This is a genomic window from Streptomyces vastus (assembly GCF_039532825.1).
Lineage (GTDB): Bacteria > Actinomycetota > Actinomycetes > Streptomycetales > Streptomycetaceae > Streptomyces > Streptomyces vastus.
Genome location: NZ_BAAASJ010000044.1, coordinates 108,358 through 129,729, shown reverse-complemented (window position 1 = coordinate 129,729; position 21,372 = coordinate 108,358). Strand labels below are relative to the sequence as shown.

The 21,372-nt window shown below is 68.9% G+C and carries 18 protein-coding genes and 1 pseudogene; 7 read left to right on the top strand and 12 right to left on the bottom strand.

The window, feature by feature from the left end; all coding sequences use genetic code 11:
* Positions 1 to 93: 93 nt before the first annotated feature.
* A complete protein-coding gene (locus ABD357_RS23150; protein WP_344392578.1) occupies positions 94 to 807 on the top strand; it encodes a hypothetical protein in 714 nt (237 codons plus the stop codon).
* Here ABD357_RS23150 and ABD357_RS23145 read toward each other — a convergent pair.
* The 4 genes from ABD357_RS23145 to ABD357_RS23130 form a co-directional block, all read right to left on the bottom strand.
* Positions 804 to 1,388 (bottom strand): YdeI/OmpD-associated family protein, encoded by a 585-nt coding sequence (locus ABD357_RS23145; RefSeq protein ID WP_344392577.1) that lies wholly within the window; start codon positions 1,386 to 1,388, stop codon positions 804 to 806. The two genes, ABD357_RS23150 and ABD357_RS23145, sit on opposite strands and share 4 nt — an antisense overlap.
* A gap of 58 nt (positions 1,389 to 1,446) precedes the next feature.
* Positions 1,447 to 2,931: an AAA family ATPase gene (locus tag ABD357_RS23140; RefSeq protein ID WP_344392575.1), complete on the bottom strand. Its 1,485-nt coding sequence runs from the start codon at positions 2,929 to 2,931 to the stop codon at positions 1,447 to 1,449.
* Positions 2,932 to 3,019: 88 nt separating this feature from the next.
* A complete protein-coding gene (locus ABD357_RS23135; RefSeq protein WP_344392574.1) occupies positions 3,020 to 3,895 on the bottom strand; it encodes an aminoglycoside phosphotransferase family protein in 876 nt (291 codons plus the stop codon).
* Positions 3,896 to 3,943: 48 nt separating this feature from the next.
* Positions 3,944 to 4,393, bottom strand: a complete 450-nt coding sequence (locus ABD357_RS23130) for an ATP-binding protein (RefSeq protein WP_344392572.1) — start codon at positions 4,391 to 4,393, stop codon at positions 3,944 to 3,946.
* Positions 4,394 to 4,455: 62 nt separating this feature from the next.
* Between ABD357_RS23130 and ABD357_RS23125 the strand changes: the two are divergent.
* The 4 genes and pseudogenes from ABD357_RS23125 to ABD357_RS23110 all read left to right on the top strand — a co-directional run.
* Positions 4,456 to 4,593: pseudogene (locus ABD357_RS23125) on the top strand (DUF397 domain-containing protein); the annotation flags it as partial.
* Between the two features lie 70 nt (positions 4,594 to 4,663).
* Positions 4,664 to 5,158 (top strand): N-acetyltransferase, encoded by a 495-nt coding sequence (locus ABD357_RS23120; protein ID WP_344392570.1) that lies wholly within the window; start codon positions 4,664 to 4,666, stop codon positions 5,156 to 5,158.
* A gap of 189 nt (positions 5,159 to 5,347) precedes the next feature.
* The gene (locus ABD357_RS23115) at positions 5,348 to 6,220 is read left to right on the top strand and encodes an alpha/beta hydrolase (RefSeq protein WP_344392568.1); all 873 of its coding nucleotides are present in this window, start codon (positions 5,348 to 5,350) and stop codon (positions 6,218 to 6,220) included.
* 260 nt (positions 6,221 to 6,480) lie between these two features.
* Positions 6,481 to 7,263: a S1 family peptidase gene (locus tag ABD357_RS23110; RefSeq protein ID WP_344392566.1), complete on the top strand. Its 783-nt coding sequence runs from the start codon at positions 6,481 to 6,483 to the stop codon at positions 7,261 to 7,263.
* A 120-nt stretch (positions 7,264 to 7,383) separates the two neighbouring features.
* Here ABD357_RS23110 and ABD357_RS23105 read toward each other — a convergent pair whose 3' ends face one another.
* From ABD357_RS23105 to ABD357_RS23085, 5 genes are all read right to left on the bottom strand, one after another.
* Positions 7,384 to 8,715, bottom strand: coding sequence for a hypothetical protein (locus ABD357_RS23105; protein ID WP_344392565.1), 1,332 nt, complete (start codon positions 8,713 to 8,715; stop codon positions 7,384 to 7,386).
* Between the two features lie 79 nt (positions 8,716 to 8,794).
* Positions 8,795 to 10,420, bottom strand: a complete 1,626-nt coding sequence (gene cimA / locus ABD357_RS23100; protein WP_344392564.1) for a citramalate synthase — start codon at positions 10,418 to 10,420, stop codon at positions 8,795 to 8,797.
* 300 nt (positions 10,421 to 10,720) lie between these two features.
* Positions 10,721 to 11,992 (bottom strand): TolB family protein, encoded by a 1,272-nt coding sequence (locus ABD357_RS23095; protein WP_344392562.1) that lies wholly within the window; start codon positions 11,990 to 11,992, stop codon positions 10,721 to 10,723.
* 232 nt (positions 11,993 to 12,224) lie between these two features.
* Complete coding sequence (locus ABD357_RS23090; RefSeq protein ID WP_344392561.1) at positions 12,225 to 13,313, bottom strand: branched-chain amino acid aminotransferase; 1,089 nt, start codon at positions 13,311 to 13,313, stop codon at positions 12,225 to 12,227.
* Positions 13,314 to 13,634: 321 nt separating this feature from the next.
* Positions 13,635 to 14,675 (bottom strand): 3-isopropylmalate dehydrogenase, encoded by a 1,041-nt coding sequence (locus tag ABD357_RS23085; protein ID WP_344392560.1) that lies wholly within the window; start codon positions 14,673 to 14,675, stop codon positions 13,635 to 13,637.
* Positions 14,676 to 14,853: 178 nt separating this feature from the next.
* Between ABD357_RS23085 and ABD357_RS23080 the strand changes: the two genes are divergently transcribed.
* Positions 14,854 to 16,455: a purple acid phosphatase family protein gene (locus ABD357_RS23080; RefSeq protein WP_344392559.1), complete on the top strand. Its 1,602-nt coding sequence runs from the start codon at positions 14,854 to 14,856 to the stop codon at positions 16,453 to 16,455.
* A 72-nt stretch (positions 16,456 to 16,527) separates the two neighbouring features.
* On the opposite strand, the gene ABD357_RS23075 is transcribed toward ABD357_RS23080, so the two are convergent.
* Together ABD357_RS23075 and ABD357_RS23070 are read right to left on the bottom strand one after the other, a co-directional pair.
* The gene (locus ABD357_RS23075) at positions 16,528 to 16,656 is read right to left on the bottom strand and encodes a hypothetical protein (RefSeq protein WP_344392558.1); all 129 of its coding nucleotides are present in this window, start codon (positions 16,654 to 16,656) and stop codon (positions 16,528 to 16,530) included.
* 255 nt (positions 16,657 to 16,911) lie between these two features.
* Positions 16,912 to 17,451 carry a GNAT family N-acetyltransferase gene (locus ABD357_RS23070; protein ID WP_344392557.1) on the bottom strand — a complete coding sequence of 180 codons (540 nt, stop codon included), beginning with the start codon at positions 17,449 to 17,451 and terminating at the stop codon, positions 16,912 to 16,914.
* Between the two features lie 263 nt (positions 17,452 to 17,714).
* On the opposite strand from ABD357_RS23070, the gene ABD357_RS23065 reads away from it, so the two are divergent.
* A complete protein-coding gene (locus tag ABD357_RS23065) occupies positions 17,715 to 19,631 on the top strand; it encodes a glycoside hydrolase family 97 protein (RefSeq protein ID WP_344392555.1) in 1,917 nt (638 codons plus the stop codon).
* A gap of 79 nt (positions 19,632 to 19,710) precedes the next feature.
* Here ABD357_RS23065 and pruA read toward each other — a convergent pair whose 3' ends face one another.
* On the bottom strand, positions 19,711 to 21,342 hold the full coding sequence (gene pruA, locus ABD357_RS23060; RefSeq protein WP_344392554.1) for an L-glutamate gamma-semialdehyde dehydrogenase: 1,632 nt from the start codon (positions 21,340 to 21,342) through the stop codon (positions 19,711 to 19,713).
* Between the last annotated feature and the right edge of the window lie 30 nt (positions 21,343 to 21,372).

The following is a 21,372-nucleotide window of genomic DNA, read 5'->3' as shown; positions in this document are numbered from 1 at the left end:
ACAGCCGTACCCAGTACGGCTGTTGACGCACGATGAACCTTCCTGGCGACCCGGCATGGGGAGTCCAGGGAAGTCCAGTTCCAGGAGACGCAGTTGAGCACGAAGACGGGACCGCAGCGCTACCCCGGTGCGAGCCGGACGCATTGGTACCAGGACGAGTACGGCGGCGACGCGATGGAGGTCAACGCCGTCGTCCTGCACACCACGGAGGGCCGCACTCTGCCGGACTACGCCGGCGGGGCCTCGGCCCCGAACCTCACGGCGGTGCCGGACCTGGCCGCCGAGAAGCTGCGCTGGTACCAGCACTTCGACATCGAGACCTCGTCCCGCGCCCTGGTCAACGAGTCGGGCGGCGTGGAGACGAACGCGCTCAACGTCTGCCAGCTCGAACTCGTCGGCACCTGCGACCCGAGCACCCACGCCAAGTGGAAAGAGGCGGGCCAGTCCCACATCTACTGGCCGAAGGCACCCGACTGGGCCCTGCGCGGAGTCGCCCGCTTCCTGGCCTGGATGCACGCCGAGCACGACGTACCGCTGTCCGGCCCGAAGGAGTGGCCCGCCTACCCGAAGTCGTACGGGAACGAGGGCGGGCAGCGGATGAGCGGTGGGGAGTGGAACGACTTCAAGGGGGTCTGCGGGCACATGCATGTCCCCGAGAACGACCACGGGGACCCCGGAGCGATCGATTTCTCCCAGCTGATCAAGTACGCGAAGGGGGAGCAGGACGCGAAGGACGGGCAGGACGAAGACTGGTCGGCGCGCTTGACCAGTGCTTTTCAGCGTTGGACCGGGACTGGTAGGCCTTAGCCCGGCCCCTGGGGCTCGGGGGACCCCAGCTCGGCGATCGCCCTCTCCAGCCGAGCAGCCCTGACCTCCGGAGTCCTCGCCTTCATCAGCCCCATCATGACCACATACTGCCCGGTCCTGCCGAGCCGCTCGAAGGCCTCCTTCGCACGGGGATCGCGTTCCAGCGCGGCGGCCAGATCGTCCGGAACCGTGGCGTTGCGCTGCGACTCGTAAGCAGCCGCCCAGCGCCCGTCCGTCTTGGCCGCCGCCACCTCCGCGAGCCCACGGGGCCGCATACGCCCGGCCGCCGTGAGGGCCTCGACCTTGCGCACATTCACCTTCGACCACTCGCTGCGCGGCCGGCGCGGGGTGTACTTCTGCAGGAAGCACGTCCCGTCATGGCGCCGACGCTGCCCATCGATCCACCCATGGCAGAGAGCCACGTCGAGGGCCTCCGCCACAGTGACGGTGGTCCGGCCGGACCCCTTCTTGGCGATCTTCAGCCAGACCCCGCGCTCAAGCCCGGCATGAGCATTGAGCCAGGCGTCCAACTGTTCCGCGCTGCCGAAAACCTTGATCTTCAGGCCGTCGAGTGTGTCCATGAGGGGCACGATAGGGCGGCTATAGGACAGCTTCTGTCCTATAGAAGCACGTCGGTTACTACTCCCCTCCGTACAAGCGCTGCAGATCCACCAGGACCACCTCACCTTTGGTCTCGGCGGCTCGCAGGTCATCCGTGAATCCCGCACCGCTGTAACACGTGAGCCTCACTGCTGACGTGTCGATCCCGCGCCCCGCGAGCAGGGACCTGACCTGACGGAGCCGGTCGAGGTGTCCGACGCCCATGACCTGATCCCACTTGGCCTCGCCGAGCGAGAGCAGGACTCCGTTGTCCTGCCCCACGGCGCCGCGTACCACCACGTCGATCTCGTGACTCGTCTGCGCCGCAGGATCGGGAACCGTGCCGTACGAGACGTCGATCGGCATGCCGCCGAATGTCTCCGGCGCGGCGAAGTGTGCGACCCATTCGCGGCAGAGCTGTTCGAAGTGCGGGCCGACGACGGCCGAGAGGAAGCGGGCTCGGGATGTCTCCCAGACCTGTTCCGCCAAGCCTCGGTCCAGCAGTGGGAGCTTCGGCCGTGAGATGGCGTGGTCGAAGGCGATCAGCGGCTCGCCCACGCGGTAGACGCTGCGGTTCTTGCGGAAGGCGTCCACTTCGCGGCGTACGAGACCGCAGTCCTGCAGGACGGTGAGGGGGTGGGTGATGTCGCTGGTGGGACGCTCCAGGCAGCTGGCGATGCCGCCCGCTGTGGCGTTGCCCGAGGCTAGTGCCGCCAGCACGGAGTGGTAGAGGGCCCGGTCCCGCAGGTCCGACTCGTCGGCCAGGAGGTAGCGGGCCTCGCGGTACAGCGGGGATCGGGGCGAAAGGGCCGTACGGCAGACCCAGGCGTCGAAGTCATCCAGGTCGGCGGGGACGTCATCGCGTACGAACTCCCTCCGATAAGCGGGGGTTCCGCCCACCATGCTGTGCACGAGAAGCGCGAGGCGGTGGTCGTCGATGCCCCAGAAGGCCGCGGCCTGGCGGAAGTCCAGTGGCTGGACGATGAGTTCGAGCCCGGCTCTGCCCCTGAGGGGCGACGTACCGCTGAGCAGCTTGCCCATGAAGGAGAGGGAACTGCCGCACAGGAGGAGTCGGGTGCGGGACTGGAGCCGCTCCGGGCGCCGAGGGCCGTACGCGACCTGCACGATGGAGGGCAGCGAGGGCGTCGCCCTGGCCAGGTACGGGAACTCGTCGATGACGACGGGAAGGGGCCGCTCCTTGCCCAGTGCGAGCAGCGCGTCGATGGCCTGCTCCCAGCGGTCGAAGCGCATGGGGGCGATGCTCCCGCTGTACTGGCCGAGTTCCTCCCCGAAGCGGCGCAGCGACTCGGCCTCCGTGGCCTCGTACGCACAGAAGTAGAAACCTCCGGCGGCTCTGGCGAGTGAGTCGAGGAGGAAGGACTTGCCCTGCCGCCGTCGCCCGGAGACCACGGCCATGGTCGCCTCCGGGCCTTCGTCGGCAGCGAAGGCTGTCAGCTCGCTCCATTCCCAGTCGCGGTCGAACATGTCGGGGGGTTTGGCCAGGTTGCGAGTGGGTCGGCGCATAGTCGTCTCCAGCGGCACTTAGGGAAGTACGTTTCCCGGAAATACACTTCCCTAACGACCACCGGGAGAGTCCGTCACCCTTCGTGAATCAGTCGACGACCGGCTCCTCCAGCACGTTGACGAGCACCCGGCTCTGGAAGCCCTCAGGATCGGGGCTGGACAGGCCGGCCATGGTCACCAGGGCCTTCCACAGGGCCCACCCGCGGGCTCGACGCCAGGTCTCGTCGGGCAGTCCGACGGCCTCGCGGAAGACCTTCCGCTCATCACCCTCGAAGTACGTCCAGGCCACGACGAGGTCACAGGCGGGGTCGCCCACTCCGGACGTGCCGAAGTCGATGACGGCGGACAGCGTCCCGTCGGTGGCGAGCAGATTGCCTACGGCGACGTCACCGTGGAACCACGTCGGCGGAAGCGGCCATGCCGAGGTCAGCGCGCTCGTCCAGACCTCCTCGCAGGCAGCGACGTCGACGACTCCGCTGAGCTTGTCGAGGGCGGACTCGACCTGATCTCCGTAGGCGCTGGGGTGGCACCCACGGAAGTAGGAATGGACGCCGGCGGCCGGTCCCTGCCGGGCAGGGGCTTGGCGGAGAGCGGTCAGGAAGCCACCGAGGTCGCGGGCCAGCCGGGTTCGGTCGATGTCCGTCGCCGTCTCAACCGTGTTTCCCGGCAACCAGCGCCGCACCGACCACGGAAACGGATAGCCCGCCGACCGGGCGCAGGCAGCGACCGGTTCGGGTACGGGCAGCGGCATGTGCCCGGCCAGGACGGGCAGACAGCGGTCTTCCTTCTCGACGGCTGCCACGTACCCTTCCGCACTCGGCAGGCGTACGGCCAGCCGATCGCCGAGCCGAAAGGTCCGGTTGTCCCAGCCCTGACGTGCCACGGACTCGACCGGAAGGTCGCTCCACTCGGGAAACTGGTCCGAGACCAAGGTGCGCACGAGTTCCTCGGTAATGTCGATCACCGGTTCAGTCTGCGTGCTCTGTCAGAGCCTGGGCACATGCTTTTTTCGTCAAGGTCCGGCTGCGTGGCGGCCCTTGGGGGCAGGGAAGTCGTCCATACGTACCGCGAACTCGCACCACACGATCTTCCCCGGGTCGCGCTCCCCCACCCCCCATTTGTCCGCGAGCGCGGCAACGAGCAGGAGCCCTCGGCCGTTCTCCGCCTCGGTGCACGCGTCCGGGAACCGGACCTCGCCCGGGCCGCTGTCGTGGACCTCGATGCGTACGACTCCGCCGGTGTCCAGGGCCAGTCGGAGACGGAAGCCGCGGCCGGGCGGTACGCCGTGCAGCACGGCGTTGGTGGCGAGCTCGCTCACACAGAGCAGTACGTCGTCGCTGCGCTCGGCCACCGCCCAGTCCGTGAGGGCCTCGCGGGTGAACTCGCGGGCCAGGCGCACCGATCGGCGGTCTCGGCGGTAGAACGCCTCGCGGGTGTGGAGGAGTTGGGGTTGTGCGTCCATGAGGCGACTGTCACAGGGTGTCACTACAGTTGGGCAGTGAGTGAAGTCGTAGTTCCGATTAAGGCGGCGACTGCGTAGAGGTCGCCGCCCACCCCTCCGCTATCCACATCCGCGACTCCAAGAACCCCAGCGGCCCCGCTCTCACCGTCGCCCCCGCATCGTGGGCCGCGTTCGTCAGCGGTGGCCCCGGCGTTAATTGAGTGGACCGGGGATTGGCGAGCAGCGTCTTAACCCCGTGCGGGACCCGTCCTTCGCCCGTACCCTTCCGCCATGACTTGGCTGCCCCCGGACTTCGTCCATCCCCTACGTGTCGAACTGCCCGGTGGGCACTACCTCCGGCCGATCAGCGGAGCCGACGCTCCGATCGACTATCCCGCTGTGATGGGGTCGCGGGAGCGGTTGTGGAGCATCTTCGGCGAGGCCTGGGGGTGGCCTGCGGAGACCATCACGTATGAGGCGAACAAGGCGGATCTTGAGCGGCATGCGGCTGAGATCGCTGCTCATGAGTCGTTCAATTACGTGTTGTTCGACGCGACGGGCACCACCGAATACGGATGCGTCTACATCGATCCGCCGGAGAAGGCGGGTGCCGATGCCGAGGTCTCGTGGTGGGTCGTGGACGACGCCGTCGGGACTGAACTGGAGCGGGAGCTCGAAGCGTTCGTGCCTCGGTGGATCGGGGAGGCGTGGCCCTTTGAGCGGCCGCGGTTCATCGGGCGGGATCTGACGTGGAAAGAGTGGCTGGCTCTGCCGGATGCCGGCTGAAGCGAAGCGGGTCGGTTGTGCGGGGATTTTCTTCCCCGGGCCCGCCCCTTGCCTGCTGTATCAATTTGCGCTTCGCCGCGTGGGAGCTTCGCCCCCGGACCCCCAGAAGCGTTTGCCGCGCACCAAAACGTCGCTGCGGCGGGACGGTGCGCCACACACGGCCGCAGAGGCCAGAAGGTGAGTAGACAGATGCAACCGACGTTCGTACTGGTTCACGGAGCCTTCGCGAACTCCTTCTCCTTGGCACCGCTCCAGGCCGAACTCGGCCTCCTGGGACACCGTTCGGTCGCCGTCGACCTGCCCGGCCACGGCTTCGAGGCGACCTTCACCCGCGCCTATCAGGCGCCGCAGGATCTCGCAGGTCTCGCCAACGCGCCCGGTTCGATCAAGGGTGTCACGCTCGCCGACAATGCCGCGCACCTGATCGGGATCCTGGAACGGGCCAAGCGGAATGGCCCGGTGATCCTTGTCGCCCACAGCCGAGGCGGCGCCACGGCCACGGCCGCGGCCAACGCGCGGCCGGACCTGATCGATCGCATCGTCTACGTCGCGGCCTGGTGCCCTGTCGCTCTAGACGTCGGCGACTACTACGCCCAGCCGGAGATGGCCACGGTCGACGCCGCTTCCCTGGTTTCGGCGATGGCGGGGAACCCTGCCGAACTCGGCCTGCTCCGCGTCAACTTCCGCACTGCGGATCCGGACGCCCTTGCGGCGCTCAAGGCGGCCTTCCTCGCCGACGGCACCGACGAGGAGTTCCTGACCTTCCTGAACACCTTCCAGCCTGACGAGAACCTGGACGTCGGCACCTCCGCCGACCGGGCGCAGGCAGCGACCTGGGGACGCGTCCCGAAGACCTTCGTCCGCCTGGCCGACGACGCGAGCATGCCGCTCGCCATGCAGGACCGGCTGATCCGCGAGGGCAACGAGCTGACGCCGGACAACCCGTACGACGTCCGCACTCTCGAGGGCAGCCACCTGAAGTGGCTGGTCGACCCGGCGCCGTCGGCCCGAGTCCTGGGCGAACTCGCCACGCTCACCACGCGTCCTGGGCCGCCTTCGTGAGCGGTAGGCCCGGCGACAGTTGAGCGGCCGGAGGGGGCGTGCGATCGAAGGGGGCGCCCCCGCCCGGGATTCGGACACGCGTGGCCGGAATTCGTGCCTTGTGGTGGCGCGGGCGGCGTTCTCATAATCCTCCAACAGAAATCACCAGGTCATGCCGCTGAGGGTGCGATCGTCTGTTACTTCTTTGGCATGCTCCTGACATAGATCTCTGGCATCCATCCCCCAACATCAATGCCCAACCCCCCACGGAAGGCATCACGTTGAAGAAGCTCCTCAAGGCTTTCAAGAGATGCGCCGTCCTCGGCGCCGCCGCCCTCGCGATCGTCAGCCTTCAGCCCGTCAGCGCTACGGCCGCCACTCCGCCCGTCGTGGGCGGAACCCGCGCCGCCCAGGGCGAGTTCCCGTTCATGGTCCGGCTCTCCATGGGCTGTGGCGGTGCGCTCTACACCCAGCAGATCGTACTCACCGCCGCGCACTGCGTGAGCGGCTCGGGCAACAACACCAGCATCACGGCCACCGCCGGCGTCGTGGACCTGCAGAGCACGAACGGCCGTGTCCAGGTCCGCTCCACCAAGGTCCTCCAGGCCCCCGGCTACAACGGCACCGGCAAGGACTGGGCGCTCATCAAGCTCGCGCAGCCCATCAACCTGCCGACCCTGAAGATCGCCACCAACAGCCAGTACAACACCGGTGACTTCACCGTCGCCGGCTGGGGTGCGGCAACCCAGGGCGGGGCCCAGCAGCGGTACATGCTCAAGGCGACCGTGCCGTTCATCGACGACGCCACGTGTGAAGGCTACGGCGGTTACTACAGTGGCCTCGTGGCGGGCGAAGAGATCTGCGCAGGCTTCGAGCAGGGCGGCGTCGACACCTGCCAGGGTGACTCCGGCGGACCGATGTTCCGCAAGGACAACGCCGGTGAATGGATCCAGGTCGGCATAGTCAGCTGGGGCGACGGCTGCGCCCAGCCGGAGGCTCCGGGCGTCTACACGGAGGTCTCCACGTTCGCCTCGGCGATCGCTTCGGCGGCGGCTTCTCTGTGACGTAAGTCCGGTACGACGCCTCGTACCGGCATACGCCTCGTACGAACGTACGCGGGTCCGGCGCCCTCTGCGCCGGACCCGTTCCCCTTGCCCTTCCCCTTTACGGGATTACGGGATGCCTCAGAAGCCGCCCCCGAAGTCACCCCCACCGAAGCCACCGTCGCCGAAGCCCCCTCCGAAGTCACCGGAGGAGAAGTCCGCGCCGGAGACGTCGCCGCCCTCGTAGCCGCCGCCTCCGAAGTCGCCGTAGCCGGAGCCGTACGTGGCCGCGTACGAGGGGCTGGCCATCATCGAGCCGAGCATCGTGCCGATGAGGAGGCCGGGGAGGATGCCGCCGCCGAAGTAGCCGCCGACCCAGGGGCCGTAGGCCGGGCCCGCCTCCCAGTAGGGGCGGCGGCCGGTGTCGGTGTCGACCTCGCGGACGGCGGGGTCGAGGCCGTCGGCCAGGCGAGTGCGGTCGGCGGCGCAGACGGGCACCTCGCGGGGTGTGCCGCCGTCGGGTGTCCAGGTCGCGTCGGCGACCGACGGGCCGTGGCTCGGGTCGAAGAAGCAGGGGGCGCGGCGCGGGGGCGGCGGACGGCCCTCGCGACGCGCGGCGAGCGCGGTGAGTGAGAAGCGGCCGTCCTCCAGGGCCTGGGTGACCGCGCGCACCTCCTCGGGGCGCTGCGCCGCAGCCATGAACGACTTCGCCTGGTCATAGGCGTCGAGGGCGCGCTCGTAGTCGGCGCGCATCGCGTCGTCCGCGCCCTTCTCGGCGGGGTGGAAGTCGAGCCGGTCGAGCTCCTCGCCGAAGGCGGTGATGTCCTCGTCGACGACCACGCGGAGCTTCTCGAGCGCGGCCTGCCGCTCCTCTTCCTTCTTGCGGCGGTTGTGGCGTACCAGCGTGTACGCGCCCGCGCCACCGGCCGCCAGCACGACGCCGGTTCCGATCAGCACGCCGGTCGGGTCAGCGTCGCGGCCGTCGGTCCAGCTGCTGGGGGCGGAGCCGCCGACGTTCATGAGGGCGCGGTCCGTGAAGTCGTCGAGCTGGGTCTCGGTGCTGTTCTCGCCCTGGACACTGGTGACGAGGTTCCGCACGGCGTCGTTCGACAGGACCGTCGAGTCGGCCCTCGCCTGGAACTCGTCACCGAGCCGGATCGCGTACAGGCCCGTGACACCGGTCGCCGTGCGCAGGTTCTGGAAGAGGTCCTGCTTCGGGAAGTCGGCGGGGAGCACCGCGATAAAGACCGGCTTGTCCGCGTCCTCGATCTTGTCGGCCAGGGCCTCGGCGTCGGCCTTCGGCAGTTGCCCGGACATGGACGGGTCGACGTACACGGGGCTGTCCTGCAGGGCCTCCGCAACCGTCGAGACATCTGTTGCGGCATGGGCGCGCGTGGCCCCGACGGAGAGCACCGCCAAGGCCGCGAACGCGATCATCAATACGGTCAGTCCACGGTTCAGTGCGGCCTTCATACCTTCGAAGCTACTCCTGCACGGCGCAAAGTGGGGTGGACGGTGCACGCCGGGCGCACGCACCGTCCCCCTGGCTCCCTTACTCCGCCGGCTCGACCCCGGCCCGCAGCAGGCCGTACGTGTACGCGTCCTCCAGGGCCTGCCACGACGCGGCGATCACGTTGTCCGCCACGCCCACCGTCGACCACTCCCCCGCACCGTCCGACGTGGAGATGAGGACCCGCGTCGTGGAGGAGGTGCCGTGCTTGCCCTCCAGGATGCGGACCTTGTAGTCGACCAGGTCCAGCTTGGCCAGCTGGGGGTAGATCTTCTCGAGAGCCACGCGCAGGGTCTTGTCCAGCGCGTTCACCGGACCGTTCCCCTCCGCCGTGGCGACGATGCGCTCGCCCTTGGCGAAGAGCTTGACCGTGGCCTCGTTGGCGTGGGATCCGTCGGGGCGGTCCTCGACGATCGCCCGCCAGGACTCCACCTCGAAGTACTTACGGACCTTGCCCTCCACCTCGGCTCGGAGCAGAAGCTCGAAGGAGGCGTCGGCGGCCTCGTACGTGTAGCCCTGGAGTTCGCGCTCCTTGACCCGCTCCACGACCCGGCCGACCAGCTCACGGTCGTCGCCGAGGTCGATGCCCAGTTCCTTGCCCTTGAGCTCGATCGACGCCCGGCCCGCCATGTCGGAGACCAGCATCCGCATGGTGTTGCCGACCTGCTCGGGGTCGATGTGCTGGTACAGATCCGGGTCGACCTTGATCGCCGAGGCGTGCAGTCCCGCCTTGTGGGCGAAGGCCGAGACCCCTACGTACGGCTCATGCGTGGACGGCGTGAGGTTCACGACCTCGGCGATCGCGTGCGAGATGCGCGTCATCTCGGAGAGCGCGCCCTCGGGGAGGACCTTTTTGCCGTACTTCAGCTCCAGTGCCGCCACCACCGGGAACAGGTTCGAGTTGCCGACCCGCTCCCCGTATCCGTTAGCCGTGCACTGGACGTGCGTCGCGCCCGCGTCCACCGCGGCCAGGGTGTTGGCGACCGCGCATCCCGTGTCGTCCTGGGCGTGGATGCCGAGCCGGGCGCCCGTGTCGGCCAGGACCGTGGCGACGACGGCCTGGACCTGGGCCGGCAGCATGCCGCCGTTGGTGTCGCAGAGCACGACGACGTCGGCGCCCGCTTCCGAGGCCGCCCGTACGACGGCCTTCGCGTACTCGGGGTTCGCCCGGTAGCCGTCGAAGAAGTGCTCGCAGTCGACGAACACCCGGCGGCCCTGGGAGCGGAGGTACGACACCGTGTCGCGGACCATCTCCAGGTTCTCGTCGAGTGTCGTACGCAGGGCCAGCTCGACATGCCGGTCATGGGACTTGGCGACCAGGCAGATGACGGGCGCGCCGGACTCGAGGAGCGCGTTGACCTGGGCGTCCTCGGCGGCCTTGCCGCCCGGGCGGCGGGTGGCGCCGAAGGCGACGAGCTGGGCATGCTTGAAGTGGATCTCCTGCCGGGCGCGGGCGAAGAACTCGGTGTCGCGCGGGTTGGCGCCGGGCCAGCCGCCCTCGATGAAGCCCACGCCGAAGTCGTCCAGGTGCCGTGCGATGGCCAGCTTGTCCGCGACGGTGAGGTTGATGCCCTCGCGCTGCGCACCGTCGCGCAGCGTCGTGTCGAAGACGTGGAAGTCGTCGTCGACGTGGGAGGGACCCTGATTCTCGTCGGTTGTGTCTGTCATCTCTACTGGCTCCTGTATGGGATGCGGTCTACCGGAATGACCGGCTCCACCGTCCTCATAATCCCTCGCGCTCCGGCCCCGGCTGCGGTTGGGCCGGGAAACAGAAAAACCCCTCGCGGGTGCGAGAGGTCTGCGCGCGGGTCGAGGACGACGGTGTCCGCCCGTACGTGGTCGTACGGGGCGGTCACTGCGGACCGGCGCGCCTGCTGCCAATAATCGTGGCGAACGAGAGCACGGGGGCAGTCTGGCACAGACCGCCCCCGTGCTCACGGGTGTCTCAGTATGCGAACGTCACGTCACTCAGCGCAGGCGGCGGACGAACCCGTCCGAGTGGCCGTTCGTGTCGTCCGGCACCAGCTGGGGCGAGGTCGAGACCAGGGCCAGGAGCCTGCCGTTGCCGCTGAACGCTCCGGGTGCACTGTAGTCCTCCGTCACCTTCCCGCCCGAGAGGCTCTCGGTGGCGAGCCGGGTGGCCCCGGTGCGCAGGTCGTACACGAAGACGTTGTTGCCGTACTCGCCGCCGGGGACCGGCACAGAGTAGTCGTACGCCACGTACCGGCCGTCAGGGCTGAGGGAGACGGCGCTCAGGGCGCGCTCGCCTTTCTCCGGGTTGTCGACACGGCGGGTGGTGTCCGTGCGCAGGTCGCGCACGAAGACGTACGACGTGGCCGGGGTGGTGTCGTCGGTCAGGCCCTCGTCGAGGGTGCTGAAGGCGATGGTGCGGCCGTCGTACGAGAGGTCCGTGCCGGTGACGGGACTGGACGAGGGATCGCCGTACTGGTTGACGTTGGCCTGCTCCTCGGCGCCGGTGACGCGGTCGTGCACCCGCAGTTCGCTGCGGCCCCCGCGCGGGTGTCGGATGTCGTACGCCACAGAGCGGCCGTTGCCGCTGAGGCGGACGGAATAGACCGTCCACTCCGGGTTGTCGTGCGTGCTGATCAGCTTGACCTCGCCGGTGCGGCGGTCGGCGAGGTAGGCACCGAGGTGGTAGCTCGCCTGGCCGGCCTCCATCCGGGCGCGCGGAGCGTTGAAGGCGACGTACCGGCCATCGTGCGAGATGCCGAAACTGCCGTAGGCGCCGGCGCTCCCGCCGTCGGGGGTGGTGCTCACCCGCTCCGTGCGACCGGTGCGGCGGTCGTGGACGTACACGTCGCTCCCCCGTGCCTCGGACGGGCCGGGCCAGTCGACGAGGTTCGTCGACGAGGAGGAGAAGATGACGTACCGGCCGTTGCCGCTGATGTCCGTCCCTCCCACACTGCCGTCGCCCTGGGTGCCGTCCGAGGCGACGCTGACACGCTCGACCGTCCCCGTACGCAGGTCGCGCAGGAAACTGTCCGACGTGCCGTTCGTGTCGCCGGGCACCAGATTCGAACCGTTCGTGGAGAACGCGGCGTAGCGGCCGTCGGCGCTCAGACCCGGAGCGCCCGAGGCGCCGTTCGACTGCTCACCGGTGGCCGACACCGTGACCCGCTCCGTGGCCGGTGACGGCGCGGACGATGCCGTGGTGACGGTTAAAGCGATGGTGCTCAGTGCGATGGCCGCGACGGACACCGCACGGATGGCTCTGGTCATGAACTCCCCCGGTTTTCCCCGTTGGTCACTTTCTCCCCCGGCCCGGCGCCGGGGCCCACAGGGATACAAACGCACCAGCGGAACTGGGTCAATCAGACGGATTGCGTACAACCTGGACGGTGCGTCAGGCGTCCGTGTACGTCAGGTGGTTGGCCATACGCGACCGTGAACGACCGGTCCCCGCCCTCCAGTTGGGGAGAGCGGGGACCAACAAGGCTTCGGGTAAAGGCCGTCAGCCGAGGTTGTGCATCCAGCCGTGCTTGTCCTCGCTCACCCCGCGCTGGATGTCGAGCAGCGCCTCGCGCAGCTTCAGTGTGACCGCGCCGGGCTGTCCGCCGCTCTGCTGCCACTCGCCGGCGTGGCACTTGACGGTGCCGACCGGGGTGATGACGGCGGCGGTGCCACAGGCGAAGACCTCGGTGAGGCTGCCGTTCGCGGTGTCGTCGCGCCACTGGTCGATGGAGATGCGCGCCTCCTCGGACTCGTACCCGAGGTCGGCGGCGACCGAGAGCAGCGAGTCGCGGGTGACGCCCTCCAGGATGGAACCCGTCAGCGTCGGGGTGACGATCTTGTCTCCGTACACGAAGTACAGGTTCATGCCGCCCAGTTCCTCGACCCACTTGTGCTCGACGGCGTCGAGGTAGCAGACCTGGTCGCAGCCCTTCGCGGCGGCCTCGGCCTGGGCGAGCAGGGACGCGGCGTAGTTGCCGCCGGTCTTGGCGTCGCCCATGCCGCCGGGGACGGCGCGCACGCGGTCGTCGGAGGCCCAGATCGAGACGGGCTTCACGCCGCCCGGGAAATAGGCGCCGGCCGGGGAGGCGATGACCATGAACAGGTACTCGTTGGCGGGCTTCACGCCCAGACCGACCTCGGTCGCGATCATGAATGGGCGCAGGTAGAGCGACTCCTCGCCGCCGTGCGCCGGCACCCATGCCTTGTCCTGCTGGACGAGCAGGTCGCAGGCCTCGATGAACGTCTCGACGGGCAGCTCGGGCATGGCGAGACGGCGGGCGGACCGCTGGAAGCGCTCGGCGTTCTTCTCAGGGCGGAAGGTGGCGACCGAGCCGTCCGGCTGCCGGTAGGCCTTGAGGCCCTCGAAGATCTCCTGCGCATAGTGCAGGACGTTGGTCGCGGGGTCGAGGGAGAGCGGCCCGTACGGCACGAGCTGCCCGTCGTGCCAGCCGCGGCCCTCGGTCCACTTGACCGTCACCATGTGGTCGGTGAAGTGGCGGCCGAACCCGGGGCTGGCGAGGATCGCCTCCCGCTCCGCGTCGGAGAGCGGGTGCGCGGAGGGCTTGAGCTCGATCGTGGGCGTCGTCATGAGTAGGTGTCCTTCGCTTCATGTCCCGGGCAGGCGTCTGGCAACTCCGGCCTTTCGGCCGGGGATCCGGGGGTTGTCCCCCGGGAGATGCAGCACCGGTTGTCTGTACGGGCCGCGCTCACGCCCATACTGGCCGATGGCCAGTGTTAGGGCGTCCGAGCATTCCCTCAATCCGCGGCTCCACGTTCGATTATCGCGTGAACGGAGCCGTGGAGGATATGGGTGTGAATGCGGCCCAGTGGATGATGGTGGCACCCGGCGGGGCATAGGAAAAGCCGCCGGGTGCGAAAGCGACCCGGCGGCTCGAGGAGTTCCGGCGGGTCAGCCGGATACTCGGGCGGCGAGCGCGTCGCCGATTTCGTCGGTCGTACGGGTCGTGGTGCCGCGCTCCGCGAGGTCGGCGGAGACGGCGTCCTCGATGCGGGCGGCCTCGGCCTCGAAGCCGAGGTGACGCAGCAGGAGGGCGACGGACAGGACCGTGGCGGAGGGGTCGGCCTTGCCCTGGCCTGCGATGTCGGGCGCCGAGCCGTGCACGGGCTCGAACATCGAGGGGAACTCGCCGGACGGGTTGATGTTCCCGCTCGCGGCGACGCCGATGCCGCCGGAGACGGCCGCGGCGAGGTCGGTGATGATGTCGCCGAAGAGGTTGTCGGTGACGATCACGTCGAACCGCTCGGGCTGCGTGACGAGGTAGATCGTCGCCGCGTCCACGTGCATGTACTCGGTGGTGACGTCGGGAAACTCCTCGGCCACCTTGTTGAAGATGTTGGTCCACAGGTGACCTGCGAAGGCCAGCACGTTGTTCTTGTGGATCAGCGCCAGCTTCTTGCGCGGACGGGCCTGAGCACGGGCGAAGGCGTCGCGGACGACACGCTCGACACCGAAGGCCGTGTTGACGGAGACCTCGGTGGCGACCTCGTGGGGGGTGCCCTTGCGGATGGTGCCGCCATTGCCGGTGTACGGGCCCTCGGTGCCCTCACGGACCACGATGAAGTCGATCTCGGGCTGGCCCGCGAGCGGGGTGGCGACGCCCGGCAGGAGCTTCGACGGACGCAGGTTGACGTGGTGGTCGAAGAGGAAGCGGAGCTTCAGCAGGAAGCCGCGCTCCAGGACGCCGGACGGCACGCTCGGGTCGCCGATCGCGCCGAGCAGGATCGCGTCGTGCTTCTTGAGCGCGTCGACGTCCGCGTCGGTGAGGATCTCTCCGGTGGCGTGGTAACGCTTGGCACCGAAGTCGTACTCCTTGGTCTCCAGCTTCACATCCTGCGGAAGGACGGCGGAGAGCACCTTCAGGCCCTGGGCAACGACCTCTTGGCCGATGCCGTCACCGGGGATCACTGCGAGATTGAGGCTGCGAGACATGTCGGCACCCTACTCCTCCGTCCCACGGGATGACACGATGCGTCCGCGATACGGACACATATGTACAGCCCATCTATAGCCCGTCCACGGCCCGCCGAGTGACGCCGCATCGGCCCGTCAGCCTCCGTTCACCCAGAAGTCAGGCCTGTGTTGGGGCTCGCTGGGAAGTTTTCCCACCATGACTGTTCCGCCCAGCGGGTCACCGCCCGAGCACCTCGTCCCGAACGTCGGCATCCCCGAGCAACTGGCCCGCCGTATGAGCATGGCGGAGCAGCACGAATACCTGCGGGCGAGACTGTCCCGGCGGGCGCTGGTGACCGCGGGCGCCTTCACGGGCGCGGGGCTGCTGGCCGGCTGCACGGGCGAGGGCTCGGCGAGCCCCGCGCGGACGACGTCCTCACCGGTGACGCATCCCGCGACCGGTCGCGTGCCCGGCTCCGTGGTCGCCCCCTTCGGCCGCCATCTCGCCTTCGGCGCCGACCCGAAGACACAGATGCGGATCTCCTGGCAGGTGCCCTTCGCCGTCAAGAAGCCCTATGTACGGGTGGGTTCGAAACCCTGGGACCTGAGCCGCAGGATCGACGCCGAGGTCCGGGACCTGCGCACCCCGTCCCTGTCGAAGAAGCTCCCCGCGGTCGAGCAGTACTACCTGCACGCCGCCCTCGACGGCCTCAAGCCCGGCACGACGTACTACTACGGCGTCGGCCACGAGGGCTTCGACCCGACGTCGGCCGACCGCCTGTCGACGGTCGGTTCGTTCCGTACGGCGCCCGCACGTCCCGGGCAGTTCGTATTCACGGCCTTCGGCGACCAGGGCGTCAGCTATGACGCGCTGGCCAACGACCAGGTGATCCTCGGTCAGAACCCGTCCTTCCACCTCCACGCGGGCGACATCTGCTACGCGGACACGACGGGCCACGGCAAGGACTCGGACATGTACGACGCCCGCGTCTGGGACCAGTTCCTCGCGCAGACCGAGTCGGTCGCGAAGTCCGTGCCCTGGATGGTGACGACCGGCAACCACGACATGGAGGCCTGGTACTCCCCCGACGGCTACGGCGGCCAGGCGGCCCGCTGGTCACTCCCGGACAACGGCTTCGATCCGAAGAGGTCTCCGGGCGTCTACTCGTTCACGTACGGCAATGTCGGCATCGTGGCGCTCGACGCGAACGACGTCTCGTACGAGATACCCGCCAACCTCGGCTACTCGGACGGCAAGCAGAGCGAATGGCTGGACAAGCGGCTCGGGGAGCTGCGCAAGTCCGTTGAATTCATTGTGGTGTTCTTCCACCACTGCATGTACTCGACGTCGACGCACGCCTCGGACGGCGGCCTGCGCGACGCCTGGCTGCCGCTGTTCACCAAGCACCAGGTGGACCTGGTCATCAACGGGCACAACCACGTCTACGAACGGACCGACGCGATCAAGGACGGCGAGGTCGGCAAGCGCGTGCCCGTGGGCGCCTCGACGGATCCCACGCGCGACGGGACCGTGTATGTCACCGCGGGCGGCGCCGGCAAGGAGCTGTACGGCTTTCCGGACGGGGTGAAGGACAGTTACGAGGGGAAGGTGAACGACCGGGAGTCGGTCGGCAGCTTCCGCTGGACCAAGGGGAAGTCGGAGAGCCCGGAGACCGTGGAGTGGTCCCGGGTCCGCTACACCGGCTTTTCCTTCCTCGCGATCGAGGCGGAGACCGGCTCGTCCGCGAAGCTCAAGGTGTCGGCGCTCGCGCAGAACGGCGGGCGCATCGACTACTTCGAGGTGCGGCGCGGCAGTTGAGGCCGCGCCGCACCACTTACGGGTTGCGGCTCCCGGAAGCTGAGGGGCTCAGCGGCCCATCGACGGCGGGGCTCAGTGGCCCGTCGCGCCGCCGTTGTCCCTGCGGTCGAGGGCGCGCTGGAGCGCGGCGGCGGCGTTCTTACGGTCGGAATCGCTCGTACGGGAGACGTGACGGACTCGGCGGACGGTCGTCTCGGCCATGGGAAATCGACTCCTTATGGCGGCACGGAGTGCGGAAGGGGGTGCGAGACGCCGGGTGGGCGGGCGAGCGGGCCGCAGGGGTTGCCTGCCTAGGCTCCGGCTCACGACCGCCATTCGCTTGATCGAGCGAGACGTTCGGCTTCTACAAAGTTAAGCGAGGACCGGGCGTCTGTCTCCACAATTACTTGGGCTTCCTACTATCTGAGACGGTGGAATCGGTCACAACCCTCTGACCTGCGGTGATGGCCGATCCGGTCAGAGCACGTCGCCGTCGCGCCAGTCGAAGACGAGTTCGTACGCGGGGTCGAGCGCACCGGCGGAGGCAGGGCGGAGGAAGAGCCAGACCTCCTCGTCCGGAAGGTGCACGATGCCGTCCGGGCCGAGCGCGTGGAACCGTCCCGGCCACTCGTGCCAGCCGCGAGCGGCGTACAGACCTGCACCCTCGCATGTGGCGGAGAGCGCGCCGAGTGCGTACGCGCGGTCGATGACCCCTTCCAGGGCGGCCATGACCCGGCCGCCGAGCCCCTGGCGCCGGACGTCCGCGCGGACCGCGACGCCCTCGACGTAACCGGTGCGCAGCGAGCGGCCGTGGTGCAGCACCCGGCGCTGGACCACCGCGCCGTGTGCGGCGAGACCGGTGTCGTCGTGCACGAGGGCGTGGACGCCGCCGAGCGTGTGGTCCCAGTCGTCCTCGCTGAAGTCGCCCTCGAAGGCGTCGTCCAGGAGGGTGCGGACGGCGCGGAGCTCTGCGGGGGCGAGATCGGCCGTGTGAGCGTTACGCAGTCGGAGGGTCATCGCGTCAGTATCGCGGGGGCGGCGGGTGCGGACGGCGGGGTGCGGACGGCTCACTTCGGGAGCTCGTCCTTGCGCTCCCGGACTGACGTCTCCCTTCCTGGCCCACTCCTGCCTCTAGTGCCTCTGGTTCTCCTGCAGGTCCGCTCTCTGTACTGAACTGCTCATCAGCAATCCGATGTCTGATGCTGCCAGACTCCTTGACACCCCTCAAGAGCCCATCCACCCTCACAGTCATCCGATGTCTGTGACAGGAGGGGTTCCACATGGCGGTCCAACCCCGGGCCCGCACCATCGTGTTGACGCTCTGCTCCGCACTGCTCGCCACGGCCACGACGGCGCTTCCCGCTCGCGCCGAGGCACCCGAAGCCCCAGCGGCCCCCGCATCCTGGGAGGTGCGCGGCCCGAACGGCTCACCCACGGCCGTGGTGACTCTCGACGACGGCCGGCCGACGCTCACCGTGAGACGCGCCGGCCGCACCGTCCTCGAACCGTCACCGCTCGGCCTCGTCACCGAACAGGCCGACTTCTCCGAGGACTTGACCTTCACCGGCCGTACCGACCGCACGATCAACGAGCGCTACACCATCCCAACCGGCAAGTCCCACAAGCGCGTTGCCCGGATGACCGAGTCCCGCTTCCGCTTCCGTACAGCCGACGGCGCCCGGCTCGACCTGCTCACGCGTGTCGCCCCGGACGGCGTCGCCTACCGCTACGTCCTGCCCGGCGACCACGGCGACGTCGTACGCGAGGCCTCCGCCTTCACCTTCCCCGCCACCGCCGAGGCCGTCATCAACCGCTATCGCGCGGACAACGAACTACCCTTCATCCGCTACGAGTCGGCAGCCGCCGCACCTGAGGGCACGTACTCGATGCAGGCCCTCTTCAAGACGGACGGCGGCTACGCCCTGATCGCCGAGTCGGACCTGACCGGCAGCTACGCGGGCGCCCAGCTCACCCACGCGGCCAACTCGCCGACGTACGGCGTGAGTCTGTGGAACAACGACCCCATCCAGGTGTCCGGCTCGCTCACCACCCCCTGGCGCACGGTGATCACGGGTGATCTGGCGACCGTCACGGAGTCGACGTTCACGGACGACCTCGCGCCCAAGTCCCGTATCCGCGACACCTCGTGGGTCAAGCCGGGCCCGGCCCTGTGGACCTGGCTCGCGGGCGGCAAGGAGGCGGGCCAGAGCCTGGAGGCCCAGAAGAAGTACGTCGACTACGCGGCCGAGCGCGACTGGCCCTACGAAGTCGTCGACGCGGGCTGGTACTACAAGCCCGGCGAGTGGGACGTCATCGACCCCGACTGGCAGACGAACAGCTGGATGCCGGAACTCGTGCGGTACGCGGCGGCGAAGGGCGTCGGCATCCACGTCTGGCTGCACTACACCCTGCTCACCGACCCCGCCGAACGGGAGAAGTGGCTGTCCACACTGGAGCGTTGGGGCGTCAAGGGCGTGAAGATCGACTTCATGGACTCGGAGTCGCAGGAGCGGATGCGCTGGTACGACGAGGCGCTGGAGGACACCGCCAAGCACCGCCTCATGGTCAACTTCCATGGCTCCACGATCCCCAAGGGCATGCAGCGCACCTGGCCGCACGTCATGACGCTGGAGGGCGTCGGCGGCGAGGAGAAGCGCAACAACACGGCGGCACAACTGGCCGCGCTGCCCTTCACCCGCAACGTCATCGGCTCCATGGACTTCACCCCGGGCGCCTTCCACCGCCCGTTCCGCCCCAACGTCCAGTCGGACGCGGGTGAGCTGGGCCTGAGCGTGCTCTACGAGTCCGGCATCCAGAACCTCGCCGGCACTCCGGAGTCGTACGACGCCCGCCCCGAGGCCCGCCGTTACCTGGAGCAGCTTCCCACCGGCTGGGAGGAGACCCGCCTGCTCACCGGCGACCCCGGCCGCTCCGCGGTGCTGGCGCGGAAAGCGCCGGATGGCCGCTGGTTCATCGGCGGTACGTTCGCGGGCGCGGCCCGGAGTGTGGACGTACCCATGCGTCTCGGCGCGGGCAAATGGCTCGTGGAGACCGTGACCGACGGCCCGTCGGGTCTGGTCCGGGAGCCGCACGTCGTCCACGGCGGCGACACCCTCACCGTCCCGGTCGTGGCGGACGGCGGCTTCGCGGCCCTCGCCTGCCGCTGGTCACCGGGCCGCACGACCTGCGACCGCTGACCGAACCGACCGATCACCGATACGACACCGCCCCCGCTCCGGAGTCCCGGAGCGGGGGCGGGTGTTGAACCGTGCGGGATCAGCCCATGTGCGGGTACGGGTAGTCCGTCGGCGGGACCAGGGTTTCCTTGACGGCTCGGGTGAGGGTCCAGCGCTGGAGGTTCTGGGGGGCGCCGGCCTTGTCGTTGGTGCCGGAGTTGCGGCCGCCGCCGAAGGGCTGCTGGCCGACGACGGCGCCGGTGGACTTGTCGTTGATGTAGAAGTTGCCGGCGGCGTAGCGGAGTTTCTCCGCCGTGTACGCCGCCGCCGCGCGGTCGTTCGCGATGACGGCGCCCGTGAGCGCGTAGTCGGACACCGACTCCATCTGGGTCAGCATCTCCTCGTACTTCTCGTCGTCGTAGACGTGCACCGCGAGGAACGGGCCGAAGTACTCTGTCGTGAAGACCTCGTTGGCCGGGTCGGAGCACTCGACGACGGTCGGGCGGACGAAGTAGCCCACCGAGTCGTCGTACGAACCACCCGCGACGACCGTGCACTTCGGGTCCTCCGCGGCACGGTCGATCGCCGCCTTGTTCTTCGCGAAGGCGCGCTCGTCGATGACGGCACCGATGAAGTTCGACAGATCGGTGACGTCACCCATCTTGATGCCGTCGACCTCGGCCGCGAACTCCTCCTTGAAACCGGCGTTCCAGATGGAGGCCGGGATGTACGCGCGGGAGGTCGCAGAACACTTCTGGCCCTGGTACTCGAAGGCGCCACGGGTCAGCGCGGTCTTCAGCGCGGCGCGGTCCGCGGAGGGATGCGCGACGAGGAAGTCCTTGCCGCCCGTCTCGCCGACCAGACGCGGGTACGTGCGGTACTTGTCGATGTTCGCGCCGACCGTCTTCCACAGGTGCCGGAACGTCTTCGTCGAGCCGGTGAAGTGGATGCCCGCGAGGTCACGGTGGTTCAGGGCGACCTCGGAGACGGCCAGACCGTCGCCCGTCACCAGGTTGATGACGCCCTTGGGCAGGCCCGCCTCCTCCAGCAGCCGCATGAGCAGGACGGCCGCGTGGGTCTGCGTCGGGGACGGCTTCCACACGACGACGTTGCCCATGAGGGCGGGCGCGGTCGGCAGGTTGCCTGCGATCGCCGTGAAGTTGAACGGCGTGATCGCGTAGACGAAGCCCTCGAGCGGGCGGTGGTCGAGGCGGTTCCAGACGCCCGTCGAGTTCGCCACGGGCTGCTCGGCGAGCAGGTCACGGGCGTACTTGACGTTGAAGCGCCAGAAGTCGATCAGTTCGCAGGGGGTGTCGATCTCGGCCTGCTGCGCGGTCTTCGACTGGCCGAGCATGGTGGAGGCGGCCAGTGTCTCGCGCCAGGTCGTGGACAGCAGCTCGGCGGCGCGCAGGATGATCGCGGCGCGGTCGTCGAAGGACATCGCGCGCCAGGCGGGCGCGGCGGCCAGGGCCGCGTCGATCGCGTCCTGCGCGTCCTGCTGCGTCGCGTTGCGGAAGGTGCCGAGCACGGCCTTGTGGTTGTGCGGCTGCACGACCTGGAACGGCTCGCCGCCGCCCATCCGCTTCTCGCCGCCGATGGTGCAGGGCAGGTCGATGGGGTTCTCGGCCAGCTCCTTGAGCTTGGCCTCGAGCCGGGCGCGCTCGGGAGAGCCGGGGGCGTAGCCGTGCACCGGCTCGTTGACGGGGGTGGGGACCTGGGTCACAGCGTCCATGGGTTCCGTAACTCCTTAACTGAGCGGTGG